The sequence below is a fragment of the Pigmentiphaga sp. genome, assembly GCF_033795525.1.
Classification (GTDB): Bacteria; Pseudomonadota; Gammaproteobacteria; order Burkholderiales; family Burkholderiaceae_B; genus Pigmentiphaga.
The window spans coordinates 354,473-378,692 of sequence record NZ_JARYGM010000004.1 but is presented as its reverse complement, the minus strand read 5'-3'; the positions used below and the strand labels follow the sequence as shown (position 1 = coordinate 378,692).

Annotated in this window: 23 protein-coding genes; 7 read left to right on the top strand and 16 right to left on the bottom strand. The window is 61.5% G+C overall.

Annotation, left to right across the window (positions count from 1 at the left end; all coding sequences use genetic code 11):
- Positions 1 to 61: 61 nt before the first annotated feature.
- The 3 genes from dctP to QHC78_RS14030 are packed head-to-tail and all read left to right on the top strand — an operon-like array spanning position 62 to position 2,900.
- The gene (gene dctP, locus QHC78_RS14040) at positions 62 to 1,060 is read left to right on the top strand and encodes a TRAP transporter substrate-binding protein DctP (protein WP_319745543.1); all 999 of its coding nucleotides are present in this window, start codon (positions 62 to 64) and stop codon (positions 1,058 to 1,060) included.
- Positions 1,057 to 1,587 carry a TRAP transporter small permease gene (locus QHC78_RS14035; protein WP_319745541.1) on the top strand — a complete coding sequence of 177 codons (531 nt, stop codon included), beginning with the start codon at positions 1,057 to 1,059 and terminating at the stop codon, positions 1,585 to 1,587. Before dctP ends, QHC78_RS14035 begins: the two co-directional genes overlap by 4 nt.
- Positions 1,584 to 2,900: a TRAP transporter large permease gene (locus tag QHC78_RS14030; RefSeq protein WP_319745538.1), complete on the top strand. Its 1,317-nt coding sequence runs from the start codon at positions 1,584 to 1,586 to the stop codon at positions 2,898 to 2,900. Before QHC78_RS14035 ends, QHC78_RS14030 begins: the two co-directional genes overlap by 4 nt.
- Before the next feature lie 18 nt (positions 2,901 to 2,918).
- Here the strand turns inward: QHC78_RS14030 and QHC78_RS14025 are convergent, their stop codons facing one another.
- From QHC78_RS14025 to galU, 16 genes are all read right to left on the bottom strand, one after another.
- Positions 2,919 to 3,608: a nitroreductase gene (locus QHC78_RS14025; RefSeq protein ID WP_319745536.1), complete on the bottom strand. Its 690-nt coding sequence runs from the start codon at positions 3,606 to 3,608 to the stop codon at positions 2,919 to 2,921.
- Positions 3,609 to 3,674: 66 nt separating this feature from the next.
- Positions 3,675 to 4,796: a CaiB/BaiF CoA transferase family protein gene (locus tag QHC78_RS14020; RefSeq protein ID WP_319745534.1), complete on the bottom strand. Its 1,122-nt coding sequence runs from the start codon at positions 4,794 to 4,796 to the stop codon at positions 3,675 to 3,677.
- Between the two features lie 35 nt (positions 4,797 to 4,831).
- Positions 4,832 to 5,296 carry a Zn-ribbon domain-containing OB-fold protein gene (locus QHC78_RS14015; RefSeq protein ID WP_319745532.1) on the bottom strand — a complete coding sequence of 155 codons (465 nt, stop codon included), beginning with the start codon at positions 5,294 to 5,296 and terminating at the stop codon, positions 4,832 to 4,834.
- Entirely contained in the window at positions 5,293 to 6,474 is a 1,182-nt protein-coding gene (locus tag QHC78_RS14010; RefSeq protein ID WP_319745530.1) for a thiolase C-terminal domain-containing protein, read from the bottom strand. The genes QHC78_RS14015 and QHC78_RS14010 overlap by 4 nt, the downstream gene beginning before the upstream one ends.
- Positions 6,471 to 7,760 (bottom strand): CaiB/BaiF CoA transferase family protein, encoded by a 1,290-nt coding sequence (locus tag QHC78_RS14005; protein ID WP_319745528.1) that lies wholly within the window; start codon positions 7,758 to 7,760, stop codon positions 6,471 to 6,473. Before QHC78_RS14005 ends, QHC78_RS14010 begins: the two co-directional genes overlap by 4 nt.
- A 65-nt stretch (positions 7,761 to 7,825) precedes the next feature.
- The gene (locus QHC78_RS14000; RefSeq protein WP_319745526.1) at positions 7,826 to 8,791 is read right to left on the bottom strand and encodes a Bug family tripartite tricarboxylate transporter substrate binding protein; all 966 of its coding nucleotides are present in this window, start codon (positions 8,789 to 8,791) and stop codon (positions 7,826 to 7,828) included.
- Positions 8,792 to 8,854: 63 nt separating this feature from the next.
- Entirely contained in the window at positions 8,855 to 10,171 is a 1,317-nt protein-coding gene (locus tag QHC78_RS13995; RefSeq protein WP_319745525.1) for a Rieske 2Fe-2S domain-containing protein, read from the bottom strand.
- Positions 10,172 to 10,393: 222 nt separating this feature from the next.
- Positions 10,394 to 11,137, bottom strand: coding sequence for a FadR/GntR family transcriptional regulator (locus tag QHC78_RS13990; RefSeq protein ID WP_319745523.1), 744 nt, complete (start codon positions 11,135 to 11,137; stop codon positions 10,394 to 10,396).
- 88 nt (positions 11,138 to 11,225) lie between these two features.
- Entirely contained in the window at positions 11,226 to 12,047 is an 822-nt protein-coding gene (locus QHC78_RS13985; RefSeq protein WP_319745521.1) for a symmetrical bis(5'-nucleosyl)-tetraphosphatase, read from the bottom strand.
- Positions 12,044 to 13,222 carry an LPS export ABC transporter permease LptG gene (gene lptG, locus QHC78_RS13980; protein ID WP_319745519.1) on the bottom strand — a complete coding sequence of 393 codons (1,179 nt, stop codon included), beginning with the start codon at positions 13,220 to 13,222 and terminating at the stop codon, positions 12,044 to 12,046. Before lptG ends, QHC78_RS13985 begins: the two co-directional genes overlap by 4 nt.
- 103 nt (positions 13,223 to 13,325) lie before the next feature.
- On the bottom strand, positions 13,326 to 13,844 hold the full coding sequence (locus QHC78_RS13975) for a hypothetical protein (protein WP_319745517.1): 519 nt from the start codon (positions 13,842 to 13,844) through the stop codon (positions 13,326 to 13,328).
- A gap of 191 nt (positions 13,845 to 14,035) precedes the next feature.
- Positions 14,036 to 15,043, bottom strand: coding sequence for a dTDP-glucose 4,6-dehydratase (rfbB, locus tag QHC78_RS13970; RefSeq protein WP_319745515.1), 1,008 nt, complete (start codon positions 15,041 to 15,043; stop codon positions 14,036 to 14,038).
- The gene (gene rfbD, locus QHC78_RS13965) at positions 15,040 to 15,918 is read right to left on the bottom strand and encodes a dTDP-4-dehydrorhamnose reductase (protein WP_319745513.1); all 879 of its coding nucleotides are present in this window, start codon (positions 15,916 to 15,918) and stop codon (positions 15,040 to 15,042) included. The genes rfbB and rfbD overlap by 4 nt, the downstream gene beginning before the upstream one ends.
- A gap of 2 nt (positions 15,919 to 15,920) precedes the next feature.
- The gene (rfbC, locus tag QHC78_RS13960; protein ID WP_319745511.1) at positions 15,921 to 16,484 is read right to left on the bottom strand and encodes a dTDP-4-dehydrorhamnose 3,5-epimerase; all 564 of its coding nucleotides are present in this window, start codon (positions 16,482 to 16,484) and stop codon (positions 15,921 to 15,923) included.
- Positions 16,481 to 17,380 carry a glucose-1-phosphate thymidylyltransferase RfbA gene (gene rfbA, locus QHC78_RS13955; RefSeq protein ID WP_319745510.1) on the bottom strand — a complete coding sequence of 300 codons (900 nt, stop codon included), beginning with the start codon at positions 17,378 to 17,380 and terminating at the stop codon, positions 16,481 to 16,483. Before rfbA ends, rfbC begins: the two co-directional genes overlap by 4 nt.
- Before the next feature lie 388 nt (positions 17,381 to 17,768).
- The gene (gene galU, locus QHC78_RS13950) at positions 17,769 to 18,602 is read right to left on the bottom strand and encodes a UTP--glucose-1-phosphate uridylyltransferase GalU (RefSeq protein WP_319745508.1); all 834 of its coding nucleotides are present in this window, start codon (positions 18,600 to 18,602) and stop codon (positions 17,769 to 17,771) included.
- Positions 18,603 to 18,924: 322 nt separating this feature from the next.
- Between galU and QHC78_RS21150 the strand changes: the two genes are divergently transcribed.
- The 4 genes from QHC78_RS21150 to QHC78_RS13935 all read left to right on the top strand — a co-directional run bounded on the left by QHC78_RS21150 (position 18,925) and on the right by QHC78_RS13935 (position 24,145).
- On the top strand, positions 18,925 to 19,407 hold the full coding sequence (locus QHC78_RS21150) for a low molecular weight protein-tyrosine-phosphatase (protein ID WP_413816464.1): 483 nt from the start codon (positions 18,925 to 18,927) through the stop codon (positions 19,405 to 19,407).
- A gap of 168 nt (positions 19,408 to 19,575) precedes the next feature.
- Positions 19,576 to 20,586, top strand: a complete 1,011-nt coding sequence (locus QHC78_RS13945) for a polysaccharide biosynthesis/export family protein (RefSeq protein ID WP_319745506.1) — start codon at positions 19,576 to 19,578, stop codon at positions 20,584 to 20,586.
- Between the two features lie 29 nt (positions 20,587 to 20,615).
- Complete coding sequence (locus QHC78_RS13940; protein ID WP_319745504.1) at positions 20,616 to 22,853, top strand: polysaccharide biosynthesis tyrosine autokinase; 2,238 nt, start codon at positions 20,616 to 20,618, stop codon at positions 22,851 to 22,853.
- A 47-nt stretch (positions 22,854 to 22,900) separates the two neighbouring features.
- Complete coding sequence (locus tag QHC78_RS13935; protein WP_319745502.1) at positions 22,901 to 24,145, top strand: hypothetical protein; 1,245 nt, start codon at positions 22,901 to 22,903, stop codon at positions 24,143 to 24,145.
- Positions 24,146 to 24,220 lie beyond the last annotated feature (75 nt).

Here is a 24,220-nt window from a genome sequence, read left to right as displayed (position 1 = left end):
GGCTCGACCGCCGGGCAGGCCTTTCCGGGGGACTGCACAGGCAACCCTAGAGGAGATGACCATGAAATTCCACTTGTTCAAGGCAGTGACCGCCGTCTTGCTGGGGGTGGCCGGCGCGGCCTCCGCCGGTATCGCCTACGGCCAGGAGCGCACCCTCCGGCTGGTGTCGGCCTTTCCCGAGAACGGCATCTACGTCCAGCATCTGCAGGCCTGGATCAAGAAGTTCAACGAGGAAGGCAAGGGCGTGCTCCAGATCAACTTCCTGGGCGGCCCCAAGACCATGCCGCCGTTCGAGGTGGGCAACGCGGTCAAGACAGGGGTGGTGGATGTCGCGCTCAATACCGGCGCTTTCTATACCAACGTCCTGCCCGAAGCGGACTTCCTCAAGCTGAGCCAGGTCACTATCGCCGAGCAGCGCAAGAACGGCGCCTTCGAGGCCATCAACGAGGTCTGGAACAAAAAGGCCAACATGCAATACCTGGCCCGCATGGTCGAACACCAGCCCTTCCACCTGTATATCAACAAGAAGATCGACAAACCCGACCTCACCGGCATGAAGATCCGCATCACGCCGGTGTACCGGGAGTTCTTCCAGGCCCTGAACGCCAACGTCATCACCACACCCCCGGGCGAGGTCTATACCGCGCTGGAGCGCGGCGTGGTGGACGGCTACGGCTGGCCCATAGGCGGGATCTTCGATTTGAACTGGCAGGAAAAGACGAAGTTTCGCGTGGACCCCGGCTTCTACGACGCCGAGGTGTCGCTGGTCATGAACTTGCCGGCCTACAAGAAGCTCACCCCGCCGCAGCTGGCCTACCTGAACAAGCAGCTGCAGGCGCTGGAAGCGCAGAACTCGTTCTGGACCCGCTATGCCGAGGAAGAAACCGCGCGCCAGGCGAAGGTAGGCATACAGACGATCAAGTTCGACGATGCCACGGCCAAGCGCTACCGCGACATGGCCTATGAAGTAGGCTGGGCCGCGGCGGCCAAGCAGAGCCCCGAGGTGGCGGCGCGGTTCAAGGCGCTGCTGGCCAAGCCGGCCGCCGGGAACGCCCAATGATCGCGCGCCTGTCCGCCGCCTACGGCAGGCTGCTGGCCGGGCTCGCGATCATCGGCTGCGCGCTGCTGCTGGCCATGATGTTCATCATCGTGGCCGACGTGCTGCTGCGCAATGTCCCCATTCCCGGGCTGCCGCGCGGCCTGGCCTGGAGCAACGAGGTGTCCGAAGCCATGCTGTATCTCATCACGCTGTGCGTGGCGCCCTGGCTGCTGCGCCAGGGCCAGCACATACGCGTCGACATCCTGCTGCAGGCCATCCCCAGGCGGCTGGCCTGGGCGCTGGAGTGGGTGGGCGACACCATCGGCCTGGGATGCTGCCTGGTCATCGCCTGGTATGCCGCGCAATCGGCCTGGGCCAGCTATCAGTCCGGCTCGCTCAACATCCGGACGCTGGTAACGCCGGAGTGGTGGCTGATGGCGCCGTTGCCGGTGGTGTTCGTGCTGCTGTCGGTGGAAATGCTGTTCCGCATGCACCGGCTGCTGCATAGCGAAACCGGCCCGCGCAGCGAAGCGGTGAGCGCATCATGAGCTGGCAGATCGCGGCGTGGATCCTGCTGGGCGGATCCACGGTACTGCTGTTCATCGGCATGCCGGTGGCGCTTACCTTCATCACCATCAACATCCTCGGCGCCTGGCTCTACATGGGTGGCGAAATCGGCCTGATGCAGCTGGCGCGTAACAGCGTCAGTTCAGTGGCGGCATTCTCGCTCACGCCCATCCCGCTTTTCGTGCTGATGGGCGAGGTCCTGTTCCATACGGGGCTGGCACTCAAGGTGATCGACGGCATCGAACGGCTCATTACCCGCGTGCCGGGGCGGCTGGCCGTCGTAGCGGTCGTGGCGGGCACCGTGTTCTCCGCCATTTCGGGTTCCACCATCGCCACCACCGCCATGCTGGGCTCGCTGATGCTGCCCGTGATGCTGGCGCGCGGCTACCACGCCCGCATCGCCACCGGACCCATCATGGCCATCGGCGCGGTCGACATGCTGATTCCGCCGTCGGCCCTGACGGTGCTGCTCGGGTCCCTGTCCGGCATCTCGATCTCCAAGCTGCTGGTGGGCGGCGTGATGCCGGGCGTGATCCTGTCGGTGGCCTTCGTGCTCTGGATCGTCCTGCGGGTGCGCATCACCCCCTCGTGGGCGCCGGCCGCCGACACCGGCGAGCGGCGCATCGGCTGGGATCGCTGGAACCTGTTCGTGGCCTACGTGCTGCCCACCCTGTCCATCTTCGGCGTCGTGGTGGGCGCGCTGGCCGCCGGCTGGGCCACCCCCACCGAATGCGCGGCGTTGGGCTCGTTCGCCACCATGCTGCTGGCGGTCCTGTACCGGCGGCTGACCTGGGAGGCCCTGGTCAAGTCGCTCAAGGGCACCGCGGCTATTTCCGGGATGATCCTCTTCATCATCCTGGGGGCCACCACCTTCGCGCAGATCCTGTCGTTCTCCGGCGCCAGCAACGGGCTGGTGGAAATGATCACCGGCCATGGGCTGCCTACCGGCATGATCGTGCTCGGCATGATGCTGATGCTGATCTTCCTCGGCATTTTCGTGGACCAGATCAGCATGATGATGATCACGCTGCCCATCTTCATGCCCATCGTGAACGTGCTGGGCATCGACCCGGTCTGGTTCGGCGTGATGTTCCTCATCTGCATGCAGCTGGGCTTGCTGCTGCCGCCGCACGGCCTGTTGCTGATGACCATGCGGGGGGTGGCGCCGCCGTCGGTGTCGATGGGGACCATCTTCATCGCCGTCGTGCCCTACGTGGTGATGAGCCTGCTTTTGCTGGCCGCGGTGTTCTTCGTGCCGGGCATTGCCACCTGGCTGCCCAGGCTGATCGGGTAGGGGCCGGCGGCTTGCTCGCTATTCCTCGACCCAGCGCACCGCTTCATCGGCCGGTACCCGCCGGGTCCGGAACTGGTTGGCCGGATGCGCCATGTCGGCGTAGCCGAACGAAATCCCGCACACCACCCGGCGCTCGTCGGGGATCGAGAAATACTCGCGGATGAAGGCCGAGTATTCAGCCAGGGCCGCCTGCGCGATCGTGGCCACGCCCAGGCTATGCGCCACCAGCATGAAGTTGCTCACGTACGCGCCGCAGTCCACCGCGCCATACACACCCAGCGCCTCCGGGGTGGTGATAATGGCGACATGCGGCGCGCCGAAAAAGCGGAAGTTCAAAGCACCCTGGCGGGCCGACGCCTGCCGGTCGCCGCGCTGCACGCCCACGCTTTCATACAGCTGGAAGCCGCACTCGCGCCGCCGTTCGCGGTAGACGCCCGGGTATTCGCGCGGGAAGTCGAAATCGGGATGCGCGGACGGTTGCGTGGCGACGTAGGCGCTCAAGGCCTCCCGGAAACGCTCGGTGCCTTGCCCCGAGGTAACGATGACTTCCCAGGGCTGGGTATTGCACCAGGACGCGGTCCGCTGCGACAGCGCCAGTATCCGGGTAATCGTTTCGCGCGGCAGGGATTGCGGCTGGAAGCCGCGGCAGCTCCAGCGCTCGTGCAGCAGTCGTTCGATCGAAGCCTTGTGTTCGCCTTCATCCTTCACGGTTGCCTCTCCTTGTCGAGCGGCCGGGGCGCCGGTCGGCCCCCGGGGCCTGCCGCCATCATAAGGCTAGGGCAGCGACCAGCGATCGGCGACCGTGGCCAGGTCGGTTTCGCAGGCCGGCCGGGCGGAGGAAGGCGTGCGCGAGAACCGCGGCGCGGGCGCCGGCTGCGGAATGCCGCCGACCTGGGCAAAGGCGCCGCGCGCGACGTGATGCGGGTGGACCCTGGCCTCGTCCAGGCTCAGGACGGGTGTGACGCAGGCATCGGAGCCATCAAAGACCTCGGCCCATTCCTGGCGCGTGCGGCTGGCGAATCGGCGGGCCAGCTCGGCGCGCAAAAGCGCCTGGCGCGAGGGGTCGTGCTGGGCGTCGCGCAAGGCAGGGGCTACCCCCAGCCGCTCGCATAGTTCCGCGAAGAACTGTGGCTCGAGCGGTCCCACGGCTACGTGACCGCCGTCGGCGGTGCCATAGACCCCATAGCAGGCCGCGCCGCCGTCCAGCAGGTGGGTGCCGCGCCGGTCCGAGAACTTGCCTTGCAGCGCACCGGCCACGTGCTGGCTCATCAGCGACAGCACGCCGTCCGTAATGGCGGCGTCCACCACCTGGCCCCGTCCCGAGCGGCGGACTTCGTACAGGGCGGCGAGGATTCCGGCCACCAGGTAAAGGCTGCCGCCGCCGTAGTCGCCCACCAGGTTCAGCGGCGGCACGGGCGGTCCGCCGGCCGGGCCGATCGCATGCAAGGCCCCCGCCAGTGCGATGTAGTTGATGTCGTGGCCGGCCGTTTGCGCCAGCGGGCCATGCTGTCCCCAGCCGGTCATGCGTCCATAGACCAGGCGCGGATTGCGCGCCGCCACCGCGTCGGGTCCCAGGCCCAGCCGTTCCATGACGCCCGGCCGGAAGCCTTCCACCAGTACGTCGGCCGTCTCCAGCAATTGCAACACGTGCTCGCGGGTATCGGCGTTCTTGAGGTCGGCCCGGACCAGCAGCCGCCCCCGGTCCACGACGTGCCGGGGGTCCACCGGCCGATGCCGGGGGCGCGCAATGGTGACCACTTCGGCGCCCATATCGGCCAGCAGCATGCAGGCGAAAGGGGCCGGCCCCAGCCCGGCGAATTCAACCACCCGCAAGCCGCGTAGCGGGCCGGATCCGGCATCAGGCGCCTGCCGCGCCATGTCGTGATGTGGGTTCATAGGCATGCTCTCGTCCGAAAGGGCCGCCGTCGCGTTCAGCCTCGCCGGCGCGCGCGCCACTGGAGCAGCGAATAGGGCGGGTCCGCGTCCGGGTGGTGTTCGAAGACGCCTTCGACCTCCATGCCGATTTCCACCTGCTGTTGCGGATCGCCCAGCAGGTTGCCGATCATGCGCACGTGTCCCGCATGAGGAAGCTCGACCAGCACGACCAGGTAAGGCAGGCGCCCTAGCAGCACGGGATGGGAAGGATGCCACACCCGTTCCCAGCTATACACGCGTCCGGCCGGATCGACCTCGTCCCAGTCCGGATCGAAGCGCCGGCAGCCATGGCACAGCCATTCCGGGCCGAACTGCCAGGTGCCGCAATGCCGGCAATGCTGCACCCGCAGCCGCCCTTCGCGGAGCCCCTGCCAATAGGGAGCGGACAATCCGTCGGGCTCGGGCACCGGAATGGGCAAGCCTGGCGGCAGATAGCCGGCGTACGAGTGGTCTGGGTTCATCGCGCAGCCTCCGATCCCAGCAACAAACTGCTGGTGGGCGTGACCATGGGGCCGCCCGTGACCAGCGCTACATCGTGCCGGTCCGCCTGCAGCGCGGCCGTGCCGCGTACCTGGCGCACGGCTTCCACCACCAGCTCGAAGCCTTGCATATAGCATTCGGCCAGGTTGCCGCCGCTGGTATTGAGCGGCAGCCTGCCCGATGGGGCGGACAGGTTCTCCAGGGTCAGGAAAGCGTTGGCCTCGTCCGGCGCGAAGAAGCCGTGTTCCATCAATGCCATCACGACCCCCACGGTAAAGTTCTCGTAGCTTTGCACCACGCCTATGTCAGCCGGCGTCACGCCGGCCATCCCATACAGGTCGGGCACCAGTGCGGCAAAGTTGGCGCCCGCATAATCCGGCGCGTTGTGCGGGTCGGCCCCGGCGCGATAGCCGGACCCGGCGGCGGCGCCCAGTACGTAGACCGGCGGGTGCGGAAGATCCTTGGCACGCGCGGCATCGACCAGCACGATGGCGGCGGCGCCGTCGTTCTCCATGCAGCAGTCGTACAGCCGGAAGGGCTCGACGATCCAGCGCGAGGCGTCGTAGCGTCCGGCATCGAGCGGCTTGCCGTGCATCACGGCGCGAGGATTGGATTGGGCGTGGTGATACGAGGCCAGCGCGACGGCACGCAGTGCTTCGCGCGCAATGCCGTATTCGTGCATGAAACGCCGCGCGCGCATGGCAAAGCGCTGGGGCGGCGCCAGCACACCGTACGGCATCAGGTAGGCGCGCTCGCCCGACACCGTGGCAAGATCGGCGCTTTGGCCGAAGCGGCCGTACTCGCCCTGGGCCAGCGAGCGGAAGACCACGACGCATTCCGCCAGGCCCGCGCGGATGGCGGCGGCGCCATTGGCCACGGCAGCGCAGCACCCGCCGCCGCCCCCGCCCCATTGCAGGGTGGCCGAGCGCAGGTGGCGCACGCCCAGCGCGGCCGCCAGGCGGGAGGCGTCGCTGCGCTCGTTGCCGAACGAGGCGAAGCCATCGATGTCCTCCGGAAGGATGCCCGCATCCTCGCAGGCCGCCAGGATGGCCTTCAGCGCCAGCTTGAATTCGGCGTCGGGCGAACGCCCGTGGCGGTAGTAGAGGGTCTCGCCCACGCCCGCTACGGCCACGCGTCCCCGCAGGCTGCGGTCCGTCATGCCGGAGCTCCGCGCGCCTCCCGCGGCCGCTCCGCCGGACCGAAGGCCCCGGCCGCTTGCAGCGCATCGAGTCGATCGGCGGTGTAGCCCAGCGTAGCCTGCAACACCTCGCGGGTGTGCTGGCCCACGGTGGGCGCGGGAGCCGGGTCGGCCAGCGGCGTGGCTGAATACCGGATGGGCAGCGCGAGGTTGGGAACCCACCCCAGCCGCGCATGCGGAATCCTGGTCAGCAGGGCGCGCTCGCGCGCTTCGGGCGAGCGCACGGCTTCGCCCACCGTACGGACCAGGCCGCAGGGCACGCCCGCCGCGCGCATCCGGGCCTGCCAGTGTTCCCATGGCTCGCGCCCGAAGGCTTCGTCCAGGATGGCGAACAGCTCCTCGCGCCGCGCACTGCGTGCCGCGCCGCTGGCGTAGTCCGGATGGCTGGCCAGGTCCGGCCGCTCCAGCACCTGCGCCATCAGGCGCTGGAAAATCTTGTCGCTGCCGCAGTTGATGTAGAACGACCGGTCCCGTGCCCGGAAAGCGCCCGACGGGCAGGTGTCCGGGCTGGTATTGCCATGCCGCCGCGGTTCTTCGCCCGTGAACACGTGCTGCAGCGTGGCATAGCCGGTCATCAGCACGGCGCTGTCGAACAAGGCCACTTCCACTTGCTGGCCATGGCCGGTGCGCCCGCGTGCCAGCAATGCGCCCAGGATGGCGTTGCACGCCATCATCGCGGTGCCGATGTCCATCACCGGCGACAAGGCCCGCACGCCTTCGCGGTCGGGGTAGCCGTTCATCGAGATGAAGCCGCTTTCCGCCTGGGCAATGGGATCGAAGCCCAGGCGGTCGGCAAAGGCGCCTTGCCTGCCGTAGGCCGACACCGAGCAATACACCAGCGCGGGATTGTCGCGGCGGCAGCTGGCGTAGTCCAGGCCCAGCCGTTCCATCACCCCGGTCGAGAAATTCTCCACCACCACGTCGGCCGTTGCGATCAGCTCCCGCGCCAGACGCAGCCCCGCTTCCGATTTCAAGTCCAGCGCCACGCTCCGCTTATTGCGGTTGCTCCATAGGAAGGGCGCGCCCTGGCCGATGTCGGGATGCACGGGCGGATACTGGCGAAAGTCGTCGCCCCGCGGCGCCTCGATCTTGATGACCTCCGCGCCCATGTCGGCCAGGATCATCGTGGCGAACGGCCCGGCGATGAAATGCGAAAAGTCGATCACCCGCACGCCGTCCAGCGCGTGTGGCGCGCCTGCGGGCCGCGCCCGGTGCTCAGGAAAGTCGGCTTCGAGGTTCTGCAGCATTGAAACGGTTCCTTGTGTCGCGTCCCGGCGGCGCGGCACAACGACGGTGCCGCGGGAACGCGGGGTCAGTTTTGGATGTTGGCCTTCTGGACCACGGGCCGCCATTGCCCGATTTCGCCCTTGATGATGTTCGCGAGCTCCTGCGGCGTGCTGCTGCGCGGCTCGATCCAGCGTTCGCGGAACAGCTTGTTCACCTCGGGATTCGCCACCGCCGACACCACGGCGGCATGGACTTTCTTCACGATGTCGTCCGGCGTGCCCTTGGGCGCCAGCAGGCCGAACCAGGCCACGCTCTTGAAGCCGGGCACGTCCTGCGCAATCGCCGGCAGGCCCGGGGCGACGTCGGTGGGTTGCTCGGTGCCTACGGCGATGTAGCGCACCTTGCCCGATGCCAGCATGGTGGCGCCGTCCAGCCCGGTCACGAAGGCAGCCTGGATCTCTCCGCCTATGAAAGCCGGAAGCATGGGCGCACCGCCCGTATAAGGCACGTGCTGCAGCTTCAGGCCCGCCAGGTCGTTGAAGTACTCCCCAGTCAGGTGCGACAGCGAGCCCGCGCCGACCGAACCGAAGTTCATCTTGCTGCCGTGCTGCCGGGCGTACGCGATGAAGTCCTTCAGCGTCTTGGCCGGGCTGTCGGTCGGCACCGCGAGGATCATGGGGGTCAAGGCCACTGTCGAGATCGGCTTGAGGTCGTTGACCATGTCGTACGGGATCTTGCGCGTGAGCCCCACGATGGCATTGGGTCCGCTATTGCCGAACACCAGCGTGTAGCCATCCGGTTCGGCCCGCACGACCTGGTCCACGCCTATGGTGCCGCCTGCGCCCGGCTTGTTGATCACGATCACCTGCTGGCCCAGCGCATCGCTCATCGGCTTTTGCAACATGCGCGCGAGCTGATCGGTGGTACCGCCCGGGGCGTAGGGAACGATCACCTGTATCGGCTTTTCAGGATAGCCGGCCGCCAGGGCGCCAGCCGACAGCGAGACACAGGCCGCGCCCAGCAACAGGCGCCATTCGATGCGTTTGCTCATGATTCGTCTCCTTGCTCTGGTGCCGCCGGAGGCGGCCCATCATCGTCGTTGGTGTATCGAGTACTAAGGGGTGTAGCCAAAGCCGCTGCCCAGCCGGGCACGCATGAAATCGCCGCCGCTTTCGGCCCAGTCGGCGCCGGCCGGAATCGTGATCGAGATCGCGCGGACCATGAACTGCTCCGGCGCATCGGCCGAAGGCGGCCGCACGTTTTCGCTGCGCAGCCGCTTCAGCGCCTCCAGCAGCAAACGGCGCGTGCGCGCGATGCCGGTATCCGTCGTGCCCAGATGCTCGCGCGTACGGTCATAGATAGCCGTCACGCCCGACTGGCAGGCCGCATCCTGCACCCACAGCCCCGGCATGCCGGCCTTGTACTTTTCCACCTGCGAGCGGTAATCGAACTGGTAGCCATTGCCGCGATTGAACTTGGTCCAATACGTGTAATAGGGCGTGGTGACGGATCTCGGTTCAAACGCGTGCTGCGAGGCATGCCCCGTTTCGCGACCCTTGTAGCCTTGCTTGAACACCTCCCGGCTTTTCTCGTACATGGGCTGCGACGGGTGGTACGAGAACATCATGCACAAGGTGTGTTCGTCGTCGATGGGCACCCATGCGTGCCCGCTCAGCTCGGGGTATTGCGACTGCGGCGGCACCAGCGTCCAGAAGGGCAGCAGGAACTGGTTGACCCGCACGTAATGCTGGTCCTCGCCGATCTTGCGGCGGGCCGCGATGCTCAGGCCGGCATCGTGCTGGCGGCATTCGAAGGTCGGCATCAAGTCCTGCGCCTGGCGCCATTGGCTGACCGTGCCGCCATCCACCCTGCCGTGCAGGATGGCCGCGTGCGCCGAGTCGATCTCGCCTTCCAGCGCCTGCAGCCAATTGCATTCCTGTACCCGCAGGCTGACCACCACGTGGTCCTCGGGCACCATGTTCCATTCGACCTCCGGCAGTGGCGGAGGCTGGTCCGCGCCGGGTCCCATATACGTCCACAGCACGCCATTGCGCTCGCGCACCGGATACGACTTGATGCGCATGCGCCCGATCATGGCCGAGCCGGCGGGTTCGGCCGGCATGTCCAGGCATTGGCCATCCACGCCGAACTTCCAGCCGTGGTAGATGCAGCGCAGGCCCGCTTCCTCGTTGCGGCCGAACACCATGGGCGCGCCGCGATGCGGACAGGCATAGTCCACCAGGCCCACGCGGCCATCGCTATCCCGGAACGCGACCAGGTCCTCGCCCAGCAGCCGCACCGGATAGGCCTGGCCATCCGGCTGCACGTCCTTCGAGGCAAGGAAGGGAATCCAGTACAGCCGCATCAGGTTACCCATCTCCGTTCCCGGCCCCACCCGGACCAAGCGCTCGTTATCTTCGCGCGACAACATGCGGTGTCTCCATCTAGTTTGGTTGAACCATTCAAACAATCTACCAGAGGTCGCAAAGCGCTGTCCAGAGCCTGGCGTTTAGAAAATGCCGAAGGAAATCCCGGGAGGGTTAGCGGCCGACGAACGCGGCGGGGCAGCCGCGGCGCCGAAGGGCGCGCAGCGGTTCTGGAAGAGAAGAAGGGGGAAAGAAGGGAAAGCGGGCGGGGAGGACGGCGGGAGAACCTAGCGCCGGGGCGGCTCGCGCTCGGCCCACTGGTTCAGGTAGCGGGTCTGCAGGCGCTTGAGGTAACTCGTCATCTCCTTGACCGCCGAGTCCGCATCCCGGTTGCGCAAATGCTTCATCAGGCGGTCGCGGGCCGGCTCGGTGAAGGCGTTCTCGCTAGGCCCGATGCGCTCGATGAACAGGCCCATCACCTCCATCACGCCGGCCATGGTGCTCTCGATGATGGGGTTGCGGGTGATACGCGCCAGGATCAGGTGGAACTCGCGATGCAGCTTCTGCCGCACGTCGAAGCGATCCTCGGCAATGGCCCGGCGTCCGGCGCGGATATTCTCGTCCAGCGCCCGCAGGTCCTCTTCGGTGGCCCGCTCGCAAGCGATACGCACCACGATTTCGCTCAGCCAGATGCGGGCTTCGGTCAGCTGCTGCGGCGAAATCGCGCCCAGGTGATAGAGGTTGCTGAAGCCATCGATAATGGCATCCGAGCTCCCATGCAGAATGTACGCGCCGCCGTGCACGCCTTTGCGCATTTCCAGGATGCCGGCGCGCTCCAGCGTGCGCAACGCTTCGCGCAAGGTATTGCGGCTCACGTTCAGCTTGGCGGCCAGGTCCCGCTCCGAAGGCAGGCGGTCGCCCGGCTTGAGCCGGCCTTGGGCCACCATGTCGCGGATCTGGGATTCGATTTCGTCGACGGCCCGGGGCGCGGCGATGGCCGCGAACTCAGCCGTGGCGGTGGGAGATCTCATGGGCAGGTGATGGGGTGGATGGTCCAATCATTCTACCTGTAGGCCCCGCAGCGCATTTGTCGCCCTCTCCCCGACGGAGCGTAAAGAGTCAGCCGGGCGCCCGATATTGCTGGCACCGCACTTGCACCAGCTTATGGTCTTCCAGCCGGGCTGCCGTAAGATGGCCGCCCCAGACACAGCCGGTATCCAGCGCCAGCAGGCCCGGGCGTTCCAGCAGTCCCAGTGTCGACCAGTGGCCGAACACCACGGTCACCGATTCGGTGGCCCGGCTCGGCACGTCGAACCAGGGCATGAAGCCCGGCGGGGCGTGGTTGGCGCCGTCCTTGGCCGCGAACTCCATCGTCCCGTCGGCCGTGCAAAAGCGCATCCGCGTCAGGGCGTTCACGATCACCCGCAGGCGGTCCGCGCCTTGCAGGCTGTCGTCCCAGGCCGCGGGCAGGTTGCCGTACATGCGCGTCAGGAACCCTTTCCAATCCGGCCCGCGCAGCGCGGCTTCCACCTCGCCCGCAAGCGCCAGCGTTTGGGCCGCCGTCCAGCCCGGCAGCACGCCGGCGTGCACCAGCAGGTGGCCGTGCTGGTAATGCGCCAGCGGCCGGTGCCGCAGCCAGCGCAGGATCTCGGCCGCGTCCGGCGCGTCCAGGATGTCCTGGATGGTGTCCGACTTGCCCGGCTTGCGCACGCCGGCCGCCACCGCCAGCAAGTGCAGGTCATGATTGCCCAGCACCGCCACGGCCCGTTCGCCCAGCGCCATCACGCGGCGTATCGTCGCCAGCGAAGCCGGCCCCCGGTTCACGAGGTCGCCGGCGAACCAGAAATGGGCGTCGGCATCCCCAGCGATCTCGGGCCGGGCAAGCAGGGATTCAAGCGGCGCGCAGCAACCCTGCAAGTCGCCGATCATCCAGATGCTCATGCCGCGCCGCCTGCCGGTTGGCGCCAGCGGGCGCGCAACAGATTGCCGTATTCCATGCCCAGCATCGCCAGCAGCGCAAGCGCCAGGCCCAGCGCGTTCGGCGCCACCGCGGTCACCCACGCCGGCCAGCGGTTGAGCATGCCCACGTTCAGCGAAAGCTGGTTCAGCATGAAAAACGCCACGCCCAGCAAAATGCCCACGAACATCTTCACGCCCACGCCACCGCGCCGTGTCTGCATGAAGCCGATGGGCGCCGCGATGGTAATCATCGCCAGCAGCGTGAAGGGATAGATCAGCTTGCGCCAGATCGCCACGATCTGCCGGTCCGACACCAGGTGGTTCTTGTTCAGGTAGCCCACATAATCGAGCAGGTCGGTAAACGACATCCGCTCCGGCGTCAGCACGCGCGCCAGCAGCAATTCCGGCGTCAGCGTCGTCGGTACCGTGCGCTCCGCTTCCTTGGTCACCTTCACCGGCGGGGCGGTGGGCCGCGCGCCCTCGCGCAACGACGATTCAATGCTGGGGGCAACCGTGGTCACGGTCACATCCTGCAGCCGCAGCTCGTTCGTCGCGAAATTGGCCGTGGCTGCCGCGATTACGGTCGATAGCTGCCGTTCGGGCGTGAAGTCGTACAGCGTCACGTTCGCCGCGCCGCCGCCGGCCTGCAGGGCGCCCACATTGATGATGCGTTCGCCGCTGGCCGTGTCTTCCTTGAACCAATAGCCGCTGCGCAAAATGCCGGACGTGCGCCCGCCGGCACTGCCGGTAATGGCCAGCTTGGTCTCGTTCAGCTTGACCTCGGCCACCGGTGTAAGCCATTCGGCCAGGATCAGCGCCAGCACCATGACGGGCACTGCGATCACCCACAGCATGCCCAGCAGGCGCATGCCGCTCACGCCCGACACACGCAGGATCACCAGCTCGTGCCGCTGCGCCAGCCCCGCCAGCGCCAGGATGGACCCGATCAACAGGCCGATAGGCAGGATGTCGTAGATGCGGGTGGGAAGAGCGAGCAGCTCCAGGAACAGCAAGTGGTACAGCCGGAATCCGCCGCGTCCGACCTGGTCCAGGTCGTCCACGACGGCAAAAAACGAGAACAGTCCGACCAGCGCCACCAGGACGATAGCGGACGAGCGATAGATTTCAGAGGCCAGGTAGCGGCGGGCGGTTTTCACAGGAAACGGGACATGATGCGTAGGGCCCTAGTGTAAAGGAACGAAAACGGCACTTTCATCGGCCGGCAGGCGCGTCTTGCGGTCCGTACCCGTGCGGATTGGCCTAGGCCCGGACATCCGGGTCGGTATCGTCCGACCAGCGATGCAGGCGTACCTCGGTCCAGTGCGCCTCCGCCCATTCAAGCAAGGCCTGGGCGGTGGCGAGGATCGTCTGCGGGTCGGGAGGCGAGGCGCGGGGAGGCAAACCCGGCAGGGCGAGACGCCGTCCGGCGGAAAGAGATTCCAGCACGCTCCCGATAGTGGATGACGTATCGCCTGCGCTTACCGTTACAGCTCTTAATCGCTTGGCCGGCACCCAACGGCGATGGCCCGGAACGATTTCCTCCCGGATGTAGCACGTGTCGATGCGTTCCAGCAGGGCGGGGATGCGAGAGGACAGAGTCCGGAGGTCGGCGGCGGGCAGGCCCGCGCGTTCAAGAAAGGCCTTGAGGGTCAGCTCGATGGACCGGCTGCTCAAGTAGGCGACTGTGCTCCTGGCTTCGGCGCTGTTCAAGCCGCGGTCCACGACGTCCCGGGCGACCACGACGAGCTCCCGAGCTGCATCCAGCTCATATTCGGCCATACGAATCCCCCATTAAAAACAGGTCGACTCGTCTCCGCCCTCTAGCGCAGGAAGCTCAATATGAGATTGATGAACTCCAAGATCGAGTTCCATGCTTCCATGCCGGTCTCCCCCCTTGGAGTGTACGTGGACCTTGTCCAGAGTGCCCGTGGATTAAGCCAAAAGAGCCGCTCCGACGGGCACCCCGTACCTTATCGCTGAAGGTACCAGTCCACGGTTTTCACAATACCGGTTTCGAAACTTTCCTCGGGCGTCCAGCCCAATTCGTCGCGCATCTTGCTCGCATCGATGGCATAGCGCCAATCATGGCCCGGCCGGTCGGTAACGAAGCTGATGAGCCGCTTGTGCGGACCGCCTTGCGGCCGGCGTTCATCCATGAGCGCGCAGATGCGTTCGACGATGTCGATATTGCGCCACTCATTGCAGCCGCCGATATTGTAGGTTTCACCCAGTCTTCCGGTTCGCAGTACGCGGTCGATCCCCCGGCAGTGGTCTTCCACATAAAGCCAGTCGCGGATGTTCGTGCCGTTGCCGTAGACCGGGATAGGCTGGCCGTTCAAGCAGCTGCGGATCACCGTGGGGATGAACTTCTCGCCGTGCTGGTACGGGCCATAGTTGTTCGAGCAATTGGTGGTCACCACCGGCAGGCCGTAAGTATGGAAATAGGCGCGCACCAGGTGATCGGAAGACGCCTTGCTGGCCGAGTAGGGCGAGTTGGGCGCATAAGGCGTGCTTTCCGTGAACGGCGCATCCGCCGGTCCCAGCGTTCCGTAGACTTCGTCCGTAGAGATGTGGTGGAACCGCCGCCCTTCAGTGGTCTTCTGCTCCACCATCCAGTATTGGCGGGCAGCCTCGAGCAGGGTGTACGTTCCTTGGATATTGGTCCGGACGAACTCGCCCGGGCCGCTGATGGAGCGGTCCACGTGGCTTTCCGCAGCGAAGTGAACGATGGTATCGATCTGGTGTTCGCGAAGCAGACGATCGATAAGCTCACGGTCGCAAATATCGCCTTGCACGAAAGTATGGCGTGCCGGATCCGCCAGGCCGGCCAGGTTGTCCATGCTGCCCGCATAGGTCAGGGCATCGAGGTTGACCACACGGACGTCGGGTGCCGCTTGTAAAAGATAGCGGACGAAGTTGGCGCCAATGAAGCCGGCCCCGCCGGTAACGAGAACGTTATTGGGCGTATGTTTTTTCATGCTTCGTGCTTCCAGGTTGTCAGTACTTCACGCAGGCCGGTACGCCAGTCGGGAGAGGCCAAGCCCAGCCGGCTATGGGCAAGCGAGTTATCCAGGGCGGAATTGGCCGGGCGCCTGGCAGGCGTGGGGTAGTCCGCCGTCGTGATGGCATGAACGGCCGGTATCCGATCGAGCAGGTCCTGGGCATGCGCCTCCGCAAAAATCGCCTGGGCGAAGGCGTGCCAGGTCACCACCGGCGTCCCGGAATAGTGGTAGGTGCCCCATGGCAGCGATTCCCCTGCCGCATGACGCCGGGCAAGATCCAGCAACGCATCGGCAATGGCCCCGGCATGGGTGGGCCCCCCGCGCTGGTCGGCCACCACCCGCAACTCAGGCCGTTCCCTCCCCAGGCGCAACATGGTGCGCACGAAATTGTTGCCGTAGGCCCCGAACACCCATGACACCCGCAATATAAGGTGTTGATCCAGCCGCTGGCGAAGCTCTTCTTCCCCGTCCAGCTTGCTTTGGCCATAAACCCCGGTGGGGTGCGGCGTGTCACTCTCGGCGTAGGGCGCAGGCTGGTTGCCGTCGAACACGTAGTCGGTGGACAAGTGGAACATCGGGATGCCGGCGTTGCGGCATGCCTGCGCCAGTGTGCGAACGCCGTCACGATTGACGGCGTTCGCTTGCGCTACTTCGCTTTCCGCCCGGTCTACTGCCGTATAGGCCGCGGCATTGATGACCAGGCGCGCGCCATGCCGGGTGATGGCCCGCTCAACGGCGTCGGGGTCGGTAATGTCCAGCTGACTGCGGTCCATGCCGACCACGGGCTGTGACGCACGCAGAATGAGTTCCCGGCCTACCTGTCCGCCGGCGCCTGTAACCAGGATGGTCATGGTCAGCCCTCGTAGCGCGGCAGTTTGTCGAGTGCTTGGTCCGCCAGGGCCGGCATGGCCGTATCCTTGGGCGACAGTTGGAAAGGCACTCCAGCGTCGGGCCAGTCGATGCCTATCTGCTTATCGTCCCACCGGATGCCGGTGTCGGAGGCTGGGTCGTAATAGGTGGTGCACTTGTAGACGAAGTCGGCCTCGTCCGACAGCACGCAGAAGCCGTGGGCAAAGCCCGGCGGAATCCACAATTGCCGGTGGTGGATGTCATCCAGTTCTACACCCACCCATTGTCCGAAGCTGGGCGACCCCTTGCGCACGTCCACCGCTACGTCAAATACCTTACCCCGCGCGGCGCGTACGAGCTTGCCCTGGGGGTTGGACCACTGGTAGTGCAAGCCGCGCAAGACTCCGCGGCGGGAGCGGGATTGATTGTCCTGGACGAAGCGGAACGGAATGCGGGCTTCTTCCAACCAGGTTTCTCGAAACGTTTCTACAAAAAAACCGCGGTCATCGCCGAAAACCTTAGGCTCGAAAATCAGGACGCCGGGCAGCCGGGTTTGGATGATGTTCAAAGCCGCGCTCCTTGCTTGAGCAGGTTGAGTAGGTATCGTCCGTAATTGTTCTTGGCCAACGAGTTCCCCTGCTGCTCTAACTGCGCATCGTCGATCCAGCCGAGACGCCACGCGATCTCCTCCGGGCATGCTATCTGGAGGCCCTGTCTAGCCTGCATGACTTGGATGAAGTTAGAGGCGTCGAGTAGCGAGTCGTGCGTACCCGTGTCCAGCCAAGCATAGCCACGACCCATGATTTCGACGTGAAGGTCGCCGCGTTTCAAGTAGGCGTTGTTCAGATCCGTGATCTCGAGTTCGCCGCGAGCTGAAGGCTTGACATCGCGCGCGAGCGATACGACGTCGTTGTCATAGAAATAGAGCCCAGTCACAGCATAGTTCGATTTGGGGTTACTAGGTTTCTCCGCCAAGTCGATCGCCCGCCCGTCACTGTCGAACTCGACGACGCCATACCGTTCAGGATCGCTGACGAAGTATCCAAACACGGTCGCACCGGAGGATCGGCTCGCTGCACGGTGCAACATCTCCGGAAGTCCATGACCGTGAAAGATGTTGTCCCCAAGAACCAGCGCGGCGGGATGTTGGCCAATGAAATCTGCACCGATAAGAAAAGCCTGGGCCAAGCCATCCGGGCTCGGTTGTTGGGCATAGCTGAGATTCAGCCCCCACCGGCTGCCATCACCGAGCAACTCGTAGAACGCGTGCGAATCTCTTGGAGTGGTAATGATAAGGATGTCGCGTATCCCAGCCAACATTAGCGTGGTGAGTGGGTAGTAGATCATCGGCTTGTCATACACAGGCATGAGCTGCTTGCTCACGCAGTGGGTAACCGGATGCAGGCGTGTGCCTGAGCCTCCGGCGAGAATGAGGCCTTTACGGATGGGCACTGAATTGATCATGCATTCCTCTTGGCTGTGCGAGACATGGTCCAGCTAACACTTTTGCCGATTTACGGCTAGGGAGCCGCGTGGCTTCGGGTGGCATAGCATGTCATAGAAATTACTATGACATTGCCCTGCACGAGCTGCCCCCGGCGTGCCATATCTTAGTAATGTTGGTAAGAACTATCGCCGAAGCTGGGCCGGTGCACTGTTTATCTTTCCACACACCGCGTTACTTTAGAGCTTTACGACCAAGGTCGATCGGAGGTTCTGCACCCGCAAATAAGGTAGACGTGCTTTTTGTCTCCCTAACTGTATCGTGGCGGGGCAGAAGGCTCTGCGCGGATGAACCTTAGCTTAAGTTTTGCGAAGCAAGCCCGTTAACGTATATACGGTCGGAGGTGTCCTATAGGCCGTGGTATTTTCTTCCCAAATCCACTGTTGCTTCGAACAGTCCGGCTTTGCTACCACAGTCGTACCGTTTGCCCTCGAACCGATGCGAGAAAACTCGTCCTTGATTCTTTATCATCGATGTGATGCCATCTGTGAGTTGTATTTCCCCGCCAGCTCCCTTTCCAAGGTCGCGCAAGTGGTCAAAAATATCCCCTGATAAGACGTACCGTCCGACGACGGCCAAGGTTGATGGTGCCTTGTCTGGGTGCGGTTTTTCAACCATGTCGAGAACGCGAGCAGTTCCTAATGAGCTACCGCCGGTATCTACAATGCCGTATTTATTAGTGTCCTGTGGCGCAACGTCTTCCACTCCTAGCACGGAGCCGCCATTGGCGGCGGCAACGTCTAGCAACTGCTTTGTTACAGGAGTCTGAGCGTCTATCAAGTCGTCAGGCAATATGACCGCAAATGGCTCTTTGCCAACGACCGGTTCCGCGCAGAGTACTGCATGGCCAAGACCGAGAGGAGCCGGCTGTCGTATGTAAACGAAGTTAATGCCTTTGGGGGTAATGTCGCGGAGTTGTTTGAGCACATCTGTTTTGTTTTTTGCGGCCAATTCCGATTCTAGTTCGGGGCATAAGTCAAAATGATCCTCAATGGCCCGCTTGCTTCTTCCAGTAATAAAAACCAGGGTGGTGATGCCGGCAGCGATTACCTCCTCTGCTGCATACTGTATCAGCGGCTTGTCGACCACTGGTAGCATTTCTTTCGGAATCGCCTTGGTCGCTGGAAGGCAGCGTGTACCTAGACCGGCCACGGGGAATACAGCTATGCGAACAGGATTCATAGGGGGCTCACAAATAGGGCTTGGGAGGGGGGGCAAACCACCAGACATGATGAAGCCCCCGCTGAGTCGCAGGTATGATATAAGCCATATCGCGATGCAGCAACTGATGTCGTATCTGTAGTAGGCCTTCGTTACCTCTGTATATCGCAATTGATACGGAACGTAAAATTGTCATTGGATGCTTCTATGTATCTATTCTGCATGGTGGAGTTGTGCAGCTTATGCAATAATCGGCGGGCCTCTGGGACTGGAGTGGCCCGTTCAAGAGTTCGGAGGCTACGCGGTAAGCGCTTCCCCCTTTGAAGAAGATGGGTATATATAGATGCAAATGCCTAATGCCGATGGCCCCGTCGTGCTAACGATGTGCACGGGTAACGTGTGTCGTAGTCCGATGGCTGAGGCTTTGCTGCGACGGGGGATTGAGCGTAGAGGTCTACGCGCCCATATTGTCTCGAGAGGCTTAGCGGCTCCCGTAGGGAGGCCTCCTCATGAGTACGCGGTTGCAGTTGCAAAGAGCCGCGGGGTTCCGATTCCCGCGGGGAAGTGCGCTGCTGCTGTCAATCAAGCAGATCTTCGTGCGGCCTCTATCATCTTGGTGATGGATCGCGGGCACCGGAATGCTATTCAGCAACGTTTTGCTACCGCTAGCGGTAAAACGTTTTTGATCGGGCATTGGCAGGGCAGGGAGATCGAAGATCCTATTAACTCTACTCCCGAAATTTTCGAACGCGTCTGGAGTGAAATCGAAGAGGGCGCTGAAGCGTGGATCGAGCAGATGCTCGCTGCAAAGATAATATCCACGTAAGACTTTGGTTTCAGGTTAACTGCTATTTATTCATATATGTTTCATTCCAGTGCGGTATTTAAATTTGCTCCTCGAGTCCTGGGGGCGTTCTGTTTAATAGTACTGTCCGGATGTACGGGCATGTATATGGGAGTGCGAGGCGACGATGATCCGAATTGGCGAGGGGTCATGCAAAAGGAGGATGCGTCGTTAGTGGCGGATATCTTTCAGATTGATGCAGCGTCCGTCGCTCGACTGAAGGGTGAGCGTAATAGACAGACAAATTTGTCCGAGGCGGCGAAGTTGTCTATTAATGAGCTTGGCACGAATGCGGCAGACTACCGCATTGGCCCTCAGGATGTGCTGAGAATTACAGTCTGGAATCATCCAGAGCTGAATAATCCCGCTCAAACCAATAACTCCCAAGCTCATGGTCGTGTAGTCGGGTCAAACGGGACTTTTTTCTACCCATATCTGGGCGAGGTTAAGGCTGTGGGGCGGACCGTGGCTGAGCTTCGGGCGGTGCTCACCAAAGGGTTGGCCCGTTACCTGACAGAGCCACAGGTAGACGTCGAAGTCAGCGAATACCGCAGTCAGAAGGCGTTTGTTGTTGGACAAGTTGCTAGCCCCGGTGTTCGGCCGTTGACCGCCATACCGACAAGGGTAACTGACCTTGTGGCAATGGCCGGTGGCTTAGGCGAGGGGGCCGATCTCCGAAACGTCGTGCTAACAAGGGGGCAAAAATCTTATCGCCTCGATTTGTACGCTTTGTACTATTCCGGAGACCTATCTCAAAATATTCTTATTCAGAATGGGGACGTACTTAATATTCCCGAAAATAGATTCAACAAGGTGTTTGTCCTGGGCGAGGTGGGGAAGCCCCAGTCTATTGTGATTCCCAGAGGGCGTTATTCTCTTGCAGAGGCGTTGGCTGATGCTGGCGGATTGAATCAAGTGACTTCGAATGCCGCTCAGGTGTATGTGATCCGAGGGGGAAGCAATGGTAAGCCTCAGATCTGGCACATCAACGCTCGTAGTCCCGAAGCCTTAGTCTTGGCCGACGGATTCGAGGTGCAGGCGCGTGACGTTATCTATGTTGATCCTGCGGCCGTTACACGGTGGTCTCGAGTAATCAATCAAATCCTTCCGAGTGCCCAATTCCTACGGCAAAGTTCTTCGACGTTTAATGTCGTGGAATGATCTCGTAGAGCCTATATAGAGTATAACGAATGGTAGAGCAGCACAGCGTGCCGGAGCTTAATGCCCAGTCAGAAGTTAGTCTTGCCGAAATACTTGACACGATATTGCAGCATATAAAGCTGATTGCGGCCATATTCGTGACGGCAATTGCGGTTGGCGGTCTTTATGCGACGTTAGCTACCCCGATCTATCGCGCAGATGCGTTAATTCAAGTAGAGAATCGAGCTGGCACAACACTGACAGGGTTATCTCAATTGGCCGAGGTTATGGGGGCTGCGCAAAGCCCAGTGGCCGGCGAGTTGGAGGTCATCCAGTCTCGGGAAGTATTGATGAATGCCGCGAGGGAAACGCGCGCTGATCTTGACGTTTCTGTTGCGAATCGATTCCCCGTTTTTGGCGACTGGTACGCACGACGCTATGAGAAACAACCTGGACAAGCATTGGCGCCAGCACCTTTCGGATTGACAGGTTTTGCATGGGGCGGTGAGAGCCTGAAGCTGGCGGATTTCAGTGTGCCTGAACTCGAGTGGGGAAAAGCATACTCGCTGGAGCTGTTGGACGCTAATCACTATCTGCTGAAGAATAACGCAGACGAGGTAATATTAAAAGGTGAAGTGGGTCGTGCTATATCTTTCAATATCCAGGGCAACCTTGCGAAGATAGCAGTGGCGGAGGCGATTGGTCGACCAGGTACTGTTTTTGAAATTGTCCAGCAATCTCCTGTTCAGGTATACAACAAGCTTCGGCAGACCGTAACTGTCATGGAGGCGTCGCGGGGTAGCAGTGTCATCTCGATAGCCTACGAAGATGCGGATCCGGTTTTCGCCAAAGCTGTGGTAGATTCGATTGCCCGTTCATATCTCCAGCAGAACGTCGGTAGGCGAAGTGAGGAGGCTAGAACGAGCCTGCAGTTCCTTGAGCGTCAGTTGCCCGAACTTAAACGCAATGTAGAGGCATCGGAGAATGCACTGAACGATTTTAGAACAAAAACAAACACTGTTAGTATGCCTCGCGAAACAGATTTGCTTTTGCAGCGTGCCACAGAACTAGAAGGCTCCCGCATGCAGTTGCAGTTGAAGCGCCAGGAGATGCTTCAGAGTTTTCGGCCCGAGCATCCTACAGTAAAAGCGGTCGATAGTCAGATGGCTCAGATCAATGAGCAGCTCAAATCTCTCGCGCGTGATGTAGATAAGTTGCCGGCGGCCCAACGAGATCTATTGAGGCTCGAGCGTGACGTGCAGGTTAATACTCAGTTGTATATTTCGCTACTGAACAATGCCCAGGAGCTTCGAATCGCCGAGGCTGGCACTATCGGTAATGTGCGCATTATCGATTTTGCTGTTCGAGCTGAATCCCCAATCAGCCCTCGGAAGGCAGTGATCGTTGCCGTTGCGGCCTTCGCAGGGCTTGCGCTAGGAGTTCTCGCGGTGCTGGCTGCTCGGATTCTTCGTCCCACTGTCCACCGAGCAGATCAGGTAGAAAAGGCTACAGGACTCGCTACTTATGTAACTGTTCCAGAGTCCTACTCGCAGCGTAAGTTTACCTCCAGAAGACTTCGGGCTCCTAACGGCGAGGGCATGGGTGCGCTGCTCGCGTTCGGGCAGCCTGATGACCCAGCAGTCGAAAGTCTTCGTTCATTGCGCACGGGTTTGGCGTTTGCAATGATGGGGAGCGAAGGGAAAGTCATTGTTATAACCGGAGCCACTGCTGGAGTAGGTAAGAGTTTTGTGTCGGCCAACTTGGCGGCTCTTCTCGTGGCTAACGATAAGCGCATTCTGATCGTTGATGCTGACATGCGCAGGCCACGACTCGGTGAATATTTCTCTTATGGAAAGGCAGCGCCCGGTCTATCTGACGTTCTTGTTGGCCGTATAGGCGTGGTCGATGCAATCCAGACAAAGTACAGTGGCTTGGATGTTTTGTCTGCGGGCCAAATTCCTCCAAATCCGGGCGAGCTATTAATCAGCCCGGCTATGAGTAAAATGTTGGAAACTCTCGAGGCTCGATATGACTATATCGTACTGGATACACCACCCTTGCTACCAGTCGCGGACACGCTTGCGCTGCTAAAGCATGCGGCTGCCGCTTTCTTGGTCGTTCGAGCGGAGCAGAGCACTATTTCTGAGGTAAAGGATGCTCTAAAGAAGCTTGATGGCGCTGGAGTTAGGGATGTCGTCAAGGGAGTTATATTCAACGGAGTGAAGCGGGCGCGTGTAGGTTATGGTAGTTCCTACAAATATTACTACTCGTATGGAACTGGGAAGTGATTCGGGAGGCTGCAGAAGGTGGTTAGAGTAGATCGGATGCTCGACTGATGATACCCCTGCTTCAACGACCGCTGCGGAATACACTTGTTTACGCCTGTGTGTGTCTGTTCTTCCTGCCGAAAATCAATATTTTGTCGATTCAAGGGCAAACGGCTGGGCTTCGAATCGATGATCTTGTAATCTTTGCAAGCTTGGCTATTATTTTAGTCGGGTTCGCGCTTAGAGGTCGGGGCCGTATAAGTAAGCTAGAGTGGGCGTGCCTGCTATTTATCGTCTTCGGCGTCGTTAGCGCCCTATTTAATATAATTGCGTATGGAAGATCAAACGTACTTTATGCTCTTCGGATACTAGAGTATTTCACGTTCTTTTACATCGGCTATTATTTTGCTATACGCGGAAGCATTCAGCGACTGTCCTGGATACTGCTCTTTGTAACAGCTGCCGTCATGCTGCTCCAGTATGTTGGACTTCTTGGGGGCTTTGCTTCGAGCGGTTTTCGTACGTCCGTGGAAAGCCGCGTGATCGGGCTGGCAGGTGGACCTTGGGAAGTGGGCGCGATTATTAATATTTTATTTGGCATAATAATATTTGGGCGGTCGCGGGCGGTATCTACTGTTCTACTATTGTTTGTAGCTACTTTTGTGCTTATATTTTTGACCGGAGCCCGTCTTCCAACGGTCGCACATATTATTCTGCTGCTTTATTATTTCTACAGGCGATCGCGAGACCCTCTTGTGTTCGCCGTGAAAGCGATCATTTTTGTCAGTCTGATAAGCGCCGCGCTCCTGCTTATTCCTAATCCTGTTGTAGAACGTTCGTCAGGATTAACATCTTCTGAGAATGTTACAGTATTTAAAGAGGCCTATCGCGGGGTCGATCTGAACTCTCCGCCTGGCCGGTATGAGTATTTTCTGAGCGGGCAGGATATTGATGCGGACGCTAGCTGGCTGATGCGCGCTATAAAATGGGCGACTGCGATTCGTTTCTGGCAAGATAGCCCCTCTGCTTGGCTCGTGGGGTTAGGGCCGGGGTTCATGGGCATTGCCTTGGATGGTGGATGGCTGAGAGTGTTGGTCGAGACCGGATTTGTAGGCCTAGCCTTGTTTCTCAGTGTTTATTGGCAACTTAGGAAGTTGCATAATGCTGTTGTTAACAGTGCATGCGTATCACTTGCGATTAGTATGATCGCCATTGATATTCATATGGCATATAAGGTAATGGCGCTTTTCTTCTTTGTGATGGGGTATTTTTTCTATCACGGTGAAGCTACGAGACAGCGACCGGCCGCATGAAAAAGAATGGATTGCTTGGATGTTGTGTTTCCGTTAGTGACGATTAGTTGACTAGGGGCGGGGTTGTAGACTGGA